This is a genomic window from Pseudomonas baltica, from assembly GCF_031880315.1.
Classification (GTDB): domain Bacteria; phylum Pseudomonadota; class Gammaproteobacteria; order Pseudomonadales; family Pseudomonadaceae; genus Aquipseudomonas.
In genome coordinates, this window is record NZ_CP134771.1 from 17677 (window position 1) to 31894 (window position 14218).

General features: G+C 62.4%; 9 protein-coding genes. 5 read left to right on the plus strand and 4 right to left on the minus strand.

Annotated features, from left to right (window positions below; genetic code table 11):
• Positions 1-4 precede the first annotated feature (4 nt).
• From REH34_RS00095 to REH34_RS00105, 3 genes are read right to left on the minus strand one after another with little or no spacing between them, the layout of a single operon-like run.
• Positions 5-790: an amino acid ABC transporter ATP-binding protein gene (locus REH34_RS00095; RefSeq protein WP_226502742.1), complete on the minus strand. Its 786-nt coding sequence runs from the start codon at positions 788-790 to the stop codon at positions 5-7.
• Positions 783-1739, minus strand: coding sequence for an amino acid ABC transporter permease (locus REH34_RS00100; protein ID WP_311970296.1), 957 nt, complete (start codon positions 1737-1739; stop codon positions 783-785). The genes REH34_RS00095 and REH34_RS00100 overlap by 8 nt, the downstream gene beginning before the upstream one ends.
• Positions 1740-1749: 10 nt before the next feature.
• A complete protein-coding gene (locus REH34_RS00105) occupies positions 1750-4110 on the minus strand; it encodes a TonB-dependent receptor (protein WP_311972195.1) in 2361 nt (786 codons plus the stop codon).
• Between the two features lie 557 nt (positions 4111-4667).
• Here REH34_RS00105 and REH34_RS00110 point away from each other — a divergent pair.
• The 5 genes from REH34_RS00110 to REH34_RS00130 all read left to right on the plus strand — a co-directional run bounded on the left by REH34_RS00110 (position 4668) and on the right by REH34_RS00130 (position 12944).
• Complete coding sequence (locus REH34_RS00110; RefSeq protein ID WP_226502744.1) at positions 4668-5627, plus strand: D-isomer specific 2-hydroxyacid dehydrogenase family protein; 960 nt, start codon at positions 4668-4670, stop codon at positions 5625-5627.
• Positions 5628-5891: 264 nt separating this feature from the next.
• Positions 5892-6578: a peroxiredoxin-like family protein gene (locus REH34_RS00115; RefSeq protein WP_311970297.1), complete on the plus strand. Its 687-nt coding sequence runs from the start codon at positions 5892-5894 to the stop codon at positions 6576-6578.
• Positions 6579-6648: 70 nt separating this feature from the next.
• Entirely contained in the window at positions 6649-7995 is a 1347-nt protein-coding gene (locus REH34_RS00120) for an LLM class flavin-dependent oxidoreductase (RefSeq protein ID WP_311970298.1), read from the plus strand.
• 340 nt (positions 7996-8335) lie between these two features.
• The gene (locus REH34_RS00125) at positions 8336-10783 is read left to right on the plus strand and encodes a TonB-dependent receptor plug domain-containing protein (protein WP_409373213.1); all 2448 of its coding nucleotides are present in this window, start codon (positions 8336-8338) and stop codon (positions 10781-10783) included.
• Between the two features lie 160 nt (positions 10784-10943).
• A complete protein-coding gene (locus REH34_RS00130; protein WP_311970300.1) occupies positions 10944-12944 on the plus strand; it encodes a U32 family peptidase in 2001 nt (666 codons plus the stop codon).
• Between the two features lie 108 nt (positions 12945-13052).
• Here the strand turns inward: REH34_RS00130 and REH34_RS00135 are convergent, their stop codons facing one another.
• Positions 13053-14210 (minus strand): glutathionylspermidine synthase family protein, encoded by a 1158-nt coding sequence (locus REH34_RS00135; RefSeq protein ID WP_311970301.1) that lies wholly within the window; start codon positions 14208-14210, stop codon positions 13053-13055.
• Between the last annotated feature and the right edge of the window lie 8 nt (positions 14211-14218).

Here is a 14218-nt window from a genome sequence, read left to right on the forward strand (position 1 = left end):
GGGGTTATTCCTTTAACAGGTTGGCAGTCAGCACCTTGCCCAGAAAGGCAGCGGTGCGCGGGTGACGCGGATGTTGAAAAATGACTTCGGGCGGGCCTTGCTCGACCAGCTTGCCGTCGCACAGGAACACCACATGGTCGGCCACCTCGCGGGCAAAGCCGATCTCGTGGGTGACCACCACCAGGGTGGTGCCGGACGCCGCCAGGCGGCGAATCACATCGAGCACCTCGCCAACCAGTTCCGGGTCCAGCGCCGAGGTGGGCTCATCGAACAACAGCACCTTGGGACGCAGTGCCAGAGCCCGGGCGATGGCGACCCGCTGCTGCTGGCCGCCGGACAACTGCCTGGGGTAGGCATCGGCCTTGTCTTGCAGCCCGACCGTTGCCAGCAGCGCCAGGGCCTGATCACGGGCCTCGGCCTTGCGCCACAATTTGTGCGCCAGCGGTGCCTCGGTGATGTTTTCGAGCACGGTCAGGTGGCCGAACAGGTTGAAGTTCTGGAACACGAAGCCCACGTGCAAGCGCCGCTTGAGCACTTCGCGCTCCTTGAGCTCGTGCAGGTGGTCGCCCTTGCGCCGATAGCCGACGTATTCGCCGTCAATGGTGATGTGCCCGGCGTCGACCTTTTCCAGGTGATTGATGGTGCGCAGCAGGGTCGACTTGCCCGATCCGGACGGGCCGAGAATCACCGTGACCTTGCCGGGCTCTACCGTCAGGTCGATGTCGTTGAGCACCCACTGGTTGCCGAAGCGCTTGCTGACGTTCTGGATCTGGATTCGACCTTCAGCCACGGGCCTTCTCCTTCAGCCAGCCGCGCAGGCGCTGCAGCGGCGTGGCTGGCAGCTGGCGCAGGGCACCGCGAGCGAAATGGCGCTCCACGTAATACTGCAGGCTGGTCAGCACCGTAGTAATCAGCAGGTACCAGACCGTGGCAACGATCAACAGTGGGATCACCGCCTGGGTTCGGTTGTAGATCACTTGCACGGTATAGAAGAGTTCCGGCATGGCCAGCACGTAGGCGATCGAGGTGCCCTTGACCAGGCCGATCACTTCATTGAACGCGGTGGGGACGATGGAGCGCAGCGCCTGGGGCAGGATGATGCGAAAGATCCGTCGGCTGGCGGGCAACCCCAGGGCCGCGGCTGCCTCATGCTGACCAGGGTCGACGCCAAGGATGCCGCCGCGAATGATCTCGGCGGTATAGGCCGCCTGCATCATGCCCAGCCCCAACGCTGCGACCGCGAACTGGCTGAGCACGTCCACCGTCGACCACTGGTACCAGACCGTGTCGGTAAACGGCAGGCCCAGGCTGATGTGGTCATACAGGTAGGCAAAGTTGTAGAGGATGATCAACACCAGCAGCGCCGGGATCGAACGGAAGAACCAGATATAACCCCAGGCCATCGCCGCCAGCAACGGCGAGCCGGATAGCCGCGCCAGCGCCAGGGCGGTCCCGAGCACGGTGCTGAGCACGGTCGCCGCCAGGGTCAGCAGTAACGTCTTGGCCAGCCCCTTGAGCACCGCAGGCGCGAGGAACCAATGGGCGAACACGCCCCACTCCCAGCGCGGATTGCTCGCCAGCGAGTGGACGATGCCCAGCAGTACCAGCGCGGCAAAGGCCGAGCCGACCCAGCGCCAGGGGTGACGCGCGGGGATGACCGTGAGCGTCGTGTCGATCGCTGGCGGCGCGGTCTCTTCGGGGCTGTCGCGATAGCCGACGGCTTGGGTAACGATGGGCATGGCAAGCTCCTTAGAAGGCATACGTCAAGCGGGTGTAGTAGTAGCCACCGGTGAACCCGTAAGGCGAGTAGGTCCCGTAGCCACTGACCATGGTCGATGACGGCACGCCTTGTTTCTTGGGATACACGTCGAACAGGTTCTTGGCGCCGATGGCCACATTGAGGCTCTTGGTCAGGCTGTAGCCGACATCCAGGTCGGTGATCCACTGCGCGTTCCAGGTCCGGTCCAGGGAGCGGTCATCGGCATCGTTGACCTCCTTCCACGAGCCATAGCGAGTCAGGCCGAGGTTGACGTTGAATTTGTCGATGCTCCAGTTGCCGCCCAGGATCAACTTGGTCTTGGGCTGCACGGTGGTCAGCACGTTGCGCGCCTTGCGGTCCATCAGCTCGTAGGCGGTGCCGCCGATATCGGTGCTGCCTGAGCTGTTGAGGATGTCGGTCTGGTTCCAGTTGAAGGCCGCCGTGTATTTCAGCGAGCCCCAGGCGCCCAGGTCCTGGTTGTAGTTGCTGACCAGATCGAGACCTTTGGTGCGGGTGTCGGCGCCGTTGAGGAAGTACTGGCCGCCCGAGGTGGAGGTAATGCCGTTGGCTTGCAGCACCTGTGTCACCTCATTGCCCAGCAGCGTGCCGGTGAGCGTGATGCGGTCGCGGATATTGACCACGTAGGCGTCGGCGGTGAGGGTCAGGCGATCGGTGGGCGTGTAGGTCAGGCCCAGGCTGAAGTTGGTCGAGCGCTCGGGCTTGAGCGATTTGGCACCCAGCGCCTTGGCCGCAGCGGAGTCCACCGGCAGCACACCGTAGTTGATCGACTGGTAGACACCGTCGACCACCCCATATGTGGTCGAGCGGGCGCTGAACAGGCTGTTGGCCAGCGACGGCGCACGAAAGCCGTTGCTGACGGTGCCGCGCACCGCGAGTTGCGGGGTGAACTCGTAGCGGGTGGTGATCTTGCCGCTGCGGGTCGCGCCCACGCCTTCGTTGTAGTGCTCATAGCGCAGCGCAGTCCCCAGGTACCACTGCGGCAGCGGATGGACGCCGAAGTCCACATAGCTGGCGACGCTGTTGCGGCTGGCGCTGGCTTCTTCGTCGGGCGAAATACCGTTGGTGACCTGAGCGCCGGACGAGGCGCAATTGCCCGGTGCCACGCAGTAGCCGCCGTCGGCATAGGAGGCGTAATCGCCTTTCTTCACCTCGTAGCTGTCGCGCCGGTGCTCCAGGCCCCAGGACACGTCCAGTGGCTTGCTCAAGCCGATATCGTAATTGCGCTTGAGGTCGAGGTTGGTGGTCAGTTCATCCGAGACCCAGGTGCCGTTGGTGAAATGGTTGGGTGTGGCTTCGCCCAGCGACGGGTTCTGGTTGTGGTAACTGCCCTGCTCGGCCTCGTTGCGCCCGTAGGTGGTCGACAGGTCCCAGTCCCAGGCGCCGAACAGACCTTTGGCGCCGCCGGCCACCTGGTAGTCGTCTTCCTTGATGGTCCAGACCGGCACGTATCCGGCGGGGTAGCCATTGGGGCCGGTAGTGATGGTGTTGGTGATGGTCGGCAGGCGGAAATTCTGCCCCTGCTCGGCCTCGCGGTGCGACACGGTGCTGAAAGAGTACAGGCTCAGCGTGTCGTTGAGCGGCAGTTCGGCGTTGTAGGCCAGGTTGAGCAGGTCGATCTTCGGCGTACCGTAGCCGCCGTAGGTCGACTTGCCGGCCCTGTCGTAGGCCTGGGCATAGGAGTAGCCGTTGGCGCTGGCCTTGTTGTCGTCATTTTGGGTGCGTGCGTCGAGGGACAAATGCACGATGCCGCCTTCGCCGATTTCGAAGCCCTTGTCCAGGCTCTGCTGCACGGTCTGTTTCTTGCCGTCGTAGCCCTGACCGGCGTTGCTCACCGAGGTGCCACTGGCGTCGGCCTTGAGGATCACGTTGATGACTCCGGCGATGGCGTCCGAGCCGTACTGGGCGGCGGCGCCGTCACGCAGGACCTCGACATGGTCGATGGCACCGATGGGGATCATGTCCAGGTCCACCGGTGCGGCGCCGGTGTTGATGCCATTGATGTTCAAGGTGGCGGCAGTATGGCGGCGCTTGCCATTGACCAGCACCAGTACCTCGGCGGCATTCAGCCCGCGCAGGTTCGGTGCGCGGGCCATGCCGCTGGCGTCCCAGCCGGTCTTTTCCGGCAAGCTCAACGAGGGGATGACAGCACTCAGGGCCTCCATGAGCCCAGGCTTGCCGGTGGCTTGCAGCTGTTTGGCACTGACCACATCGATCGGGACCGGGCTGCTGGTCACGGTGCGCTGTTCGCCGCCGCGGTTGCCGGTGACGACGACGGTGCCCAGGGCTGATTCATCGGCGCGCGCGCCGCTGGCGAACAGCACGCCGGTCATGGCGAGCGCCAAGGGGCTCAGAGTCAATGGGGGGATAAAAGGCTTGCGTTCAAAAGCGCGTGCGATGCGTCCTGTGCGCTGGTTGACGAATTCCATATCGAAGGGTGACTCCCGTCCAACACCTGCGAGCAGGCGCCCGTCCGGGGCGCTGATAGGCTGCAGGCCTGATCTGATGGTTACCATCCGGGGGTGGGGTAGGTGGTCTGGGCATCAAGATAGGAGAATAACCAAGGCCGGCATAATTCGATTTGGGTATAGGAATGTATGATTTAATTTTATTGTTTTTGCTGTTTTTAATTACAAATCTGAATTTACCCCCGCGATTGCTAGACGATTCCAGCTACCGCCCGAGGCGGCGTCAAGAAAACCCCAAGCCAAATCCGACCCAATCTATAATTTAATGTCGCTTATCAAACATCATTACAGATTTTTATAATTAGCATAGATCGAAAGATAATTTCACAGCCCTTGCCCATGTCCATATTCTCTGCTCCCCTGCCCCTGTTCAGCGCGTGCGCAGTGCCGCGTCTGCAGGCGTTATCCGAGGAGAACACCCCATGAGCGAACTGGTGATTGCCAGCCAGATGGACGCATCTTTCAACCAGACACTGCGCGAGCAGCTGGCACAGCGTCACCCTGGCGCACGACTGATCGATGTGCCCAACGGCGTACCCAGCGACCTGCCCCCAGCAGCCAGCGTGCTGCTTGGGCGGCCGATCAATGTGCGCGGCTATCAGGCTGGGGATACGCCCCCACCTGGCTGGCCTTACAACCTGCGCTGGATTCAGGTGGTGTCTTCAGGCCTGGATGCCTATCCGGACTGGTTCTTCGCCGGGCCGCCAGTCAGCACTGCGCGCGGCAGCGCCAGCGACCCTATAGCCGAGTACGTGCTGGCGGCGATCTTCGCCTACAACAAGCATCTGCCGGACATCTGGGTGCAGGATGCCGATTGGCAATTCACCGCACTGACGCCGGTGCAAGGCCAGACGCTGGGCATCCTCGGCTTCGGCTCCATTGGCAGCAGCCTGGCACGCAAGGCGCAAGCGCTGGGCCTGAAGGTCATCACCCTGCGCCAAAGCGCTACGCCACCTGATGTGAAGGGCGTGCAGACGGCCCGCGACATTCACCACCTGTTCAGCGCAGCCGATCATCTGGTGGTGGCCGCGCCGCTCACCCCACAGACCCGGCACCTGATCGACGCCAAGGTGTTGGCCAGCGCCAAGCCGGGGCAGCACTTGATCAACATCGCCCGTGGCGGCCTGCTGGACCAGGATGCGCTGCTCGACGCGCTGGACCACGGCACGCTGGGGTTCGCCACGCTGGATGTCACCGAACCGGAACCCCTGCCTGCAGGGCACCGCCTGTACAGCCACGCGAAAGTACGGCTGTCACCCCACACCTCAGCCATCTCCACCCAGACCGGCGAAGCGATCAGGGCGATTTTCCTCGACAATTTGCAGCGGTTTGTGGATCAGCAGCCGCTGGTGAACCTCGCCGATCGTAGCCGCGGGTATTGATTGCAGGGCCCGCTGGCGCAGGCGAGTGACTAGCGGACTCATTAAAGATAGAAATATCTGATTTAGTTTGCAACCTTAAATACCCAGAAAACATAATTACCTTAGACCCAAAAAGCCTTTCACAGCCGATTTCCGTTGGCATATCGTCCCCTCAGACCGACCCCAATCCTGGCGCAGGCCCTCCCCCTTCACCAAGAGCAGGCGCTGCATGACTCGACTTCTCTACCAGGCCCACATCCACATTGCGTTACCAGGAGACATGCCATGAGCGAATCCCTCAACCAACAGCTGGCCGAACTGCATGCCGAGCGCGTACGGACCTGGGCACCGGAGGCACTGAAGATCAACGTCGATCAGCGCCTGCACCTGGTCGATCAGGCGCGCACACTGGATTTCGTCAAGGCTGGCGACAGCGTCGAGCCTTTTGAACTGCTCCCTGTCGAGGGCGGCACGCTGACCCTGCAGCAATTACTCGCCAATGGCCCTGCGGTGCTGGTGTTCTTCCGGTTTGCCGGGTGCCCGGCCTGCAACATCGCCATCCCGTCCTACGAGCGCACCCTGCAACCGGCGTTGCGCGAACGCGGAGTGCCGCTGGTCGCGGTCAGCCCGCAGGTGCCTGAGCGGCTGGTGGAAATTCGCGACAAACATGCGCTGACCCTGCAAGTCGCCAGCGACAAGGACAACACCCTGGGCCGGCGCTTGGGCATCCTCTATAGCTTCGACGAGGCCTCGCGACAAGCATCGCTGGCCAAGGGCTCGGGCATCGGCGAGGTCACCGGCACCGGGACCTGGGAACTGCCGCAACCGGCCGTGGTGGTGATCGGCACCGACCGCCGCGTGCATTTCGCCGAAGTCAGCCCGGACTGGCTGGTGCGCACCGAAGCTCAACCGATCATCGATGCAGTGGATGCGTTGCTCGCCTCGACCGGCCAGCAGGCGCGTCGAGCCTGACCAAGCGCCCCCTTGGCGCCGCGCCAGCCAGGCGCGGCATCAACCTCTACACGCAAAAGGAATTGAAGTCATGAGTCAACGTCAATTGCACCTGGGTGCCATCCTGACCGGAGTCGGCACCGACCAGCAGGATTGGCTGCACCCCGAGATCCCCGGGGATGCCAGCGTCAATATCGACTGGTACAAACAACAGGCGCGCGCGGCGGAGGCGGCCAAGTTCGACTTCGTGTTCATCGTCGACAGCCCCTACATCACCCCGGACTCCGCCCCCCACTACCTCAACCGTCTGGAGCCACTGACCCTGCTGTCGGCGCTGGCCGGCGCTACCGACAAGATCGGCCTGGTGGCCACCCTCACCACGTCCTACACCGAACCCTTCAATGTCGCCCGCCAGTTCGCCTCCCTGGACCAGATCAGCCACGGCCGTGCCGGCTGGAACGTAGTCACCACCGGGCTGGAAGGCGCGGCAGGCAACTTCGGCCTCGAACAGCACATCGACCATGGCGAGCGTTATCGCAAGGCGCGCGAACATGTGGCCGTAGTGCGAGGGCTGTGGGACAGCTATGAGGACGACGCCTTCCCCCGCGACAAGGCGCGCAAGCACTTTCTCGACACCCGCAAGCAACACCGCCTGGACCACCGCGGCGAGTTTTTCTCGGTCGCCGGGCCCTTGAACCTGGCGCGTTCGGTACAGGGTCAACCGGTCATCTTCCAGGCGGGCATCTCGGAATCCGGACGACGCCTGGCGGCGGATATTGCCGAAGGTATTTTTGCCGGTGTCGACAATTTCGAAGATGCCCAGGAGTACTACGGCGATATCAAGCGCCGCGCTGCGCAAGCCGGGCGCGACCCGGATCAGGTGCTGCTGTTCCCCGGTATTCGGCCGATCATCGCCGACACCGACGAGCAGGCCCTGGCCATTGCGCAAGAGTTGTTTGGCGAGATCGATCTGGCCAAGGCCCTGGTGCAACTGGGCCGGCCGTTCAACTACCACGACTTTACTCAGTACCCCCTCGACGGGCCCTTCCCTGAACTCGGAGAACTGGGTGAAAACGGCTATCGCGGCCACGCCGAACACATCAAGCGGGTCGCTCGCGAACGCAATCTCACGGTGCGCCAAGCCGCACTGCGCTTCGCTCAGCCGTTTGCAGGCTTCGTTGGCTCGGCGTTGACGGTGGCCAACGAAATCGAGCGCTGGTTCGTGCAAGGAGCTGTCGACGGTTTCAATATTCGCGTGAGCGCGCCGAGTGAGTTTGCGCGTTTTACTGACGAAGTCGTGCCGATTTTGCGTGAGCGCGGGCTGTTCCGTAGCGAGTACAGCGCCAGCACACTGCGCGGCCACTTGGGCATTGATGTGCCGCGTAACCGGCATAGCGCCGGGATGATCGAGCTTCCCGAGGTCGCGCAACCGGCTTGATCCCTGACTGATACCTGACACCTGATGCCCCGCTGCAGCGGGACATCATCAATGCGATCAGGATTTCCTGAGCGTCGATGTGCATCCCTTCTCTACCCCCGCTTTCGCGCAGAATTCTTTGCTATTACCGCTCGCGTGGAATGCTTTAGAACATGCTTGTTTCACATATCCATACTTTAGTAGATGCGTTTATTTTATGATAAACATATTCTAAAATAGAATTTACCTTCCGTTTTTTATGCCAGTAGTATCCCTCCCCAGACGACACCGTTACCGCTCACAACCCCACTAATCAAGGCTATCGAACCTGCACCCGGACAACGGGCCAGTGCCCGTTTGAATGGAAACGCCTGCCATGCGCTTCAGCTCTACCCCTCGACCTGCTCCGAATGTTCCGCTGTCCGCGCTCACCGCGTCCTTGCTGCTGAGCGCCTTTACGCCACTGGCCGACGCCGCCACCGACGATGCCCAACTCGGTACTGTCACGGTGATTTCCACTGGCGTGCGCGGGCAGCAAAGGACCGTCGCCGACAGCCCTGCCCCCATCGATATCATTAACAGCGACCAGTTGCTCAAGACCGGCCGCGCCGAGTTGTCCGAGGCGATTTCCAAGCTGCTGCCCTCGTTCAACTTCGGTACCAATATCGCGGGGTACAACTCCGTGACCCGGCCCCTGAGCAACCGCAGCCTGGGCCCGGCCTACACGCTGGTGCTGGTCAACGGCAAACGCCGCCACAACGGCGCCGTGGGCCAGCGCGGCAGTATCGATAACAGTGGCGCCAATGCCGTGGATATCGACCTGATCCCGGTGAGCGCGGTGGACCACATCGAAGTGCTCAAGGACAGCGCCGCAGCCCAATACGGCTCCGACGCGGTGGCCGGGGTGATCAACGTCATCCTCAAGTCCAGCGATGCCGGTGGTCATGTGGAAACCAGCTACGGCAAGCTGTACTCAGGCCAGGGCCAAACCACCAAGTATGCCGGCGACGAGGGCTTCAAACTGGGTGAGAGCGGCTTTTTGCATCTGTCTGCCGATGCCCGCCATCGCGGCGATGCCTCCTGGAACGACAAGGCCGACAGCAGCGTCAAGGCCTTCAACGACCCCATCAAGCAAGCTGCCTGGGACCGCGTAGCGATCAAGAACGGCGACCCCGACCTCAAGGCCTTCAACCTGGCCTACAACGCCGAGCTGCCGCTGGACGACCTGACTCTCTATTCCTACTCCACCTACGGCGAGCGCAAAGCCGAGGCGGCCAACTATTTCCGCCTGCCCACAGGGACCGCGTCGGTACCGGAGGTATTTCCCGATGGTTACTATCCGCTCAACAACATCATGGATCGCGACTATCAATTCCTCTTCGGCGGCAAGGGGCAACTGGCCGACTGGAACTGGGACCTGAGCACCACCTATGGTCGCAATAATGTCCACCACTCCAGCGACCTCAACATCAACCCGTCGCTGGGTACGGCGTCGCCTACCAAGTTCGACAACCTGGCAACGTTTCGTTTCGAGCAGTGGGTCAACAACCTCGACTTCACCCGCCATTACGACAGCCTGTTCAGCCTGACGCCGCCGGTCCAGGTGTCCGCTGGCCTGGAGCATCGCTGGGAACGGTTCAGTACCTTTGCCGGCGAACCCGACGCCTACATCACCGGCACCTACCCTGCGGCCACCGGTGCCCAGGCCGCCGTGACCATTCGCCCGGAGGACGAAGTCAGCTTGATCCGCAACAACTACGCAGGCTACCTGGACCTGGGGTTCGACCTGACCGATCGCTGGTTCGTCGACGTCGCCGGCCGCGTAGAGCACTACGACGACAATTCGGGCAACACCTTTGGCCTCAAGGTCAATTCGCGCTATGAACTGACCGACACCGTGGCCGTGAGGGGCACCGTCGGCACCGGGTTTCGCGCGCCGTCCCTGACTCAGATCGGCTACACCGTAGCCGACAACCGCGTGAACACCGACGTCAACGGCAACGTGGTCCCGGCCGTGACTCGCCTGACACCCTCGGGCAGCAATCTGGCCAAGGCTCTGGGCGGTGATGACCTCAAGCCCGAGAAGTCGCGCAACCTGGGGCTGGGCCTCACCTGGCAACCGGCGCCACGCACCAGCATCACTGCCGACTCGTACCTGATCGACATCGACAACCGCATCACCCTGACCAGCAACATCTACGACCGGGGCAATGGTGCCATCAATAGCATCCTGCAATCCCAGGGTATCGCCAGCGGTACCTGGGTCAACTATTACACCAACGCCTACGACACCCGTACCGCCGGGCTGGATCTGGTCGCTGACCACACCACTTTGTTCGGCCCTTGGGGTGAAGTGCGCTGGACCTCGGCGCTGAACTGGAACCGCACCACCATTCAGGGCGTGCGCGGCACACCGCCTTCGCTGGCCGGTTCCGGAGTCACGTTGGTGGGCCGCGACCGCGAGGGCGACCTGACCGAAGCCTCGCCCAAGACCAAAATCATCCTGGGTGCCAACTGGAAGCTCGACGACTTGGCCGTCAACCTGCAGACCACCCGCTATGGCGCGGTCAAGACCCTGGCCGTCAACCCCAGCGGCGACCGCAGTTTCGGCGCCAAGTGGATCACCGATCTGGACATCAGCTACACCTTCTTCGACAAGCTGACCGCCAGCATCGGTGGCACTAACCTGTTCAACGTGCGGCCGGACAAAAACGCCGTGTACAGCAGCCTTGGACTGGCGGCGTATGGCAACCCGCCGTTTTATCCGGGTGGTGGGTATTGGTACACCAAGTTGGCTTACGATTTTTGATGCCAGGGGCGTACCGCCACGGCGCGGCGCGCTTGATCGGCGTGGGTCCGGGCGCTCGCGCGCGGGCCCGCTCGGCGCCGCCTGCCCGCAGAAGGATGCCGGTCAAGCATTTCACCGCTACAATGCCCGCCTTGACCGTGACAGACCAGACTAAAAAAACATGTCCCTACCCAAACACCACCTGGAACTCCTCAGCCCGGCACGCGACGTCGCCATTGCGCGGGAGGCCATCCTGCATGGCGCCGATGCCATTTACATCGGTGGCCCGAGCTTCGGCGCGCGCCATAACGCCTGCAACGAGCTGAGCGATATCGCCGAGCTGGTTGAATTCGCCCATCGCTACCATGCGCGCGTGTTCACCACTCTCAACACCATCCTCCATGACAACGAGCTGGAACCGGCACGCAAGCTGATCCACCAGCTCCACGACGCCGGCGTCGATGCGCTGATCGTGCAGGATCTGGGGGTGATGGAGCTGGACATCCCACCCATCGAGTTGCACGCGAGCACCCAGACCGACATCCGCACCCTGGCGCGCGCGAAGTTTCTCGACCAGGCCGGGTTCTCCCAACTGGTATTGGCCCGCGAGCTGAACCTGCAGGAAATCCGTGCCATCAGCGAAGAAACCGATGCCGCCATCGAGTTTTTCATCCACGGCGCGCTGTGCGTGGCGTTTTCCGGGCAGTGCAACATCTCCCACGCCCACAACGGCCGCAGCGCCAACCGCGGCGATTGCTCCCAGGCTTGCCGCCTGCCCTACACCCTCAAGGATGATCAGGGCCGCGTGGTGGCTTTCGAGAAACACCTGTTGTCGATGAAAGACAACAACCAGAGCGCCAACCTGCGCGCTTTGGTCGAGGCCGGCGTGCGCTCGTTCAAGATCGAAGGCCGCTACAAGGACATGGGCTACGTGAAAAACATCACGGCCTATTACCGTCAGCGCCTGGACGACATCCTCGAAGACCGCCCTGACCTGGCCCGTGCTTCCAGCGGCCGTACCGTGCACTTTTTCGTGCCCGATCCGGAGAAGACCTTCCACCGCGGCAGCACCGACTATTTCGTCAGCGATCGCAAGATCGACATCGGCGCCTTCGACACCCCGACCTTCACCGGGGTACCGGTGGGCGTGGTCGAGAAAGTCGGCAAGCGCGACCTGATCGTCAACACCTTCGAGCCGCTGTCCAACGGCGATGGCCTCAACGTGATGGTCAAGCGTGACGTGGTGGGTTTTCGCGCCAATATCGCCGAGCCCAAGGGCGAGTTCGAAGAGGACGGGCAAAAACGCTATCGCTACCGCGTCGAGCCCAACGAGATGCCCAAGGGCCTGAACCTCAAGCCCAACCATCCCCTGAGCCGCAACCTCGACCATAACTGGCAACACGCCTTGCTCAAGACTTCGGCCGAGCGCCGTATCGGCATCGCCTGGGCCGCGCGCTTGACCGAAACCCGTCTGGCACTGACCGCCACCAGCGAAGAAGGCGCCAGCGCCAGTGTCGCCCTGGACGGCCCTTTCGGGCTGGCCAACAAGCCGGAACAGGCACTCGAGCAACTGCACGATCTGCTCGGCCAGTTGGGCACCACCCAGTATCACGCCACCGACATCAAGCTCGATGTACCACAGGCCTATTTCATCCCCAACTCGCAGCTCAAGGCCCTGCGCCGCGAAGTCATCGAGGCGCTGACTGCGGCACGCGTCGCCATTCACCCGCAGGGTGGGCGCAAGGCCGAGACCACACCGCCACCGGTGTATCCGGAATCGCACTTGTCGTTCCTGGCCAACGTCTACAACCAGAAGGCGCGAGACTTCTATCATCGCCACGGGGTCAAGCTGATCGATGCCGCCTACGAGGCGCATGAGGAGACCGGCGAGGTGCCGGTGATGATCACCAAGCACTGCCTGCGGTTCTCGTTCAACTTGTGCCCCAAACAGGCCAAGGGCGTGACCGGGGTGCGCACCAAGGTCGCGCCGATGCAGTTGATCCACGGCGACGAAGTGCTGACCTTGAAGTTCGACTGCAAGCCGTGCGAGATGCATGTGATCGGCAAGATGAAGGGGCACATTCTGGACTTGCCACTGCCGGGCAGTGGTGGCGTCAAGCAGATCGTCGGGCATATCAGCCCTGAAGACCTGCTCAAGACCATTCCTCGCGCCGCGCACTGATCGCCTGTGCCGCGCTGTGGGATCGGGCTATTGCCGCGAAGCTGTTGGTGCCAAAGCTTCGCCGCCTGACGCTCAAGCTCGCTCCCACGGTGAGGGTGGTGCAGGTGTCTAGCCGAGCACCACGTGCGGCACGAAGCGGCTGCTGTCTTTGGTAATCAGGCTGTCGTCCTCGCGAATGCCGATCCCTGATGCCACATCCCCCACCACCCAGGATCCGATCAAGGTGTAGCTGTCGCCGAATTTCGGCAGGGGTGCCAGTGCCTGCAGGATGTAGGGTGCATCGGTGTAGGGCCCGTCCTCGGTGAGCAATTGCCCATCAGCGGTACGCAGTTCGATATTGGCGCCCTCGCGGGAAAAGTACGGTTTGCGCACCCAGCCACTGGGGACGGGTTGTCGCGGGTCGTTGTCGATATGCGCGGCCAGCAGATTCGGATGCCCCGGGTTCATTTCCCAGAGCAGCGGCAGCATGCCCTTGTTGCTGACGATGGACTTCCAGGGCGGCTCGACGAATTGAGTATCGCAGCCAGGAACAGCGCTCCCGAACTCCTCATGGAAGATATGCTCCCAAGCGTGCAGCTTGAACAATCGCTCGATCCAGCGACCGTCGAGGTCGACGAAGCGACCGGCGGCGGTCAGACCGATCTGCTCAATGTCGATATGCCGTGCGTCAATACCGGCATGCCCCGCCATCTTGCGCAGGAAATCAGTGGTGCCGCGATCCTCCACCGAGCCCGACATCGCCGAGAAATAAAACGGCCCGCCGGCAGGAAAGGCGGCGAAGGCGCGAACCAGATCCTCGGCGATTGTATTGAACTGGGTCGCCTCGGGCGGCAGCACGCCACGCGCGATCTGGTCCTCCAGCCACAGGAGTTGTACCGCGCCGGCTTCGAGCAGGCTGGTCGGGGTGTCGTAGTTGGCTTCGATGCATTTGGCCGGGCCACTGGCGTCGTAGCTGAAGTCAAAGCGGCCATAAAGATGGGGGTGGCCTTCTTTCCAGGAGGTACGCACCAGGTCGAAGAACTGCGGTGGAATCGCCAGCCGCTCCAGCAACGCTTCGCTCTCGACCACACGCGCGACCAGGTCCATGCACATCTCGTGCACGGCCTTGGTGGGTGCTTCGATGTCCGCGCTGATCTGCGCTTCGGTGAACTGGTAGTAGCTGCGCTCATCCCAGTAGCGTTCGCCGTCGATGGTGTGGAAGCTGAAGCCTTCACGTTCGACGTGTTCGCGCCAATCCGGGCGCTCGGGGACAGTGATTTTTTTCACGTAGCCTC

What these genes read in the sequence shown, in the direction of transcription:
- REH34_RS00100 (WP_311970296.1), bottom strand. Translation starts at nt 1,739, where the DNA reads ATGCCCATCGTTACCCAAGCCGTCGGCTATCGCGACAGCCCCGAAGAG.
- REH34_RS00105 (WP_311972195.1), bottom strand. Translation starts at nt 4,110, where the DNA reads ATGACCGGCGTGCTGTTCGCCAGCGGCGCGCGCGCCGATGAATCAGCC.
- REH34_RS00110 (WP_226502744.1), top strand. Translation starts at nt 4,668, where the DNA reads ATGAGCGAACTGGTGATTGCCAGCCAGATGGACGCATCTTTCAACCAG.
- REH34_RS00115 (WP_311970297.1), top strand. Translation starts at nt 5,892, where the DNA reads ATGAGCGAATCCCTCAACCAACAGCTGGCCGAACTGCATGCCGAGCGC.
- REH34_RS00120 (WP_311970298.1), top strand. Translation starts at nt 6,649, where the DNA reads ATGAGTCAACGTCAATTGCACCTGGGTGCCATCCTGACCGGAGTCGGC.
- REH34_RS00125 (WP_409373213.1), top strand. Translation starts at nt 8,336, where the DNA reads ATGGAAACGCCTGCCATGCGCTTCAGCTCTACCCCTCGACCTGCTCCG.
- REH34_RS00130 (WP_311970300.1), top strand. Translation starts at nt 10,944, where the DNA reads ATGTCCCTACCCAAACACCACCTGGAACTCCTCAGCCCGGCACGCGAC.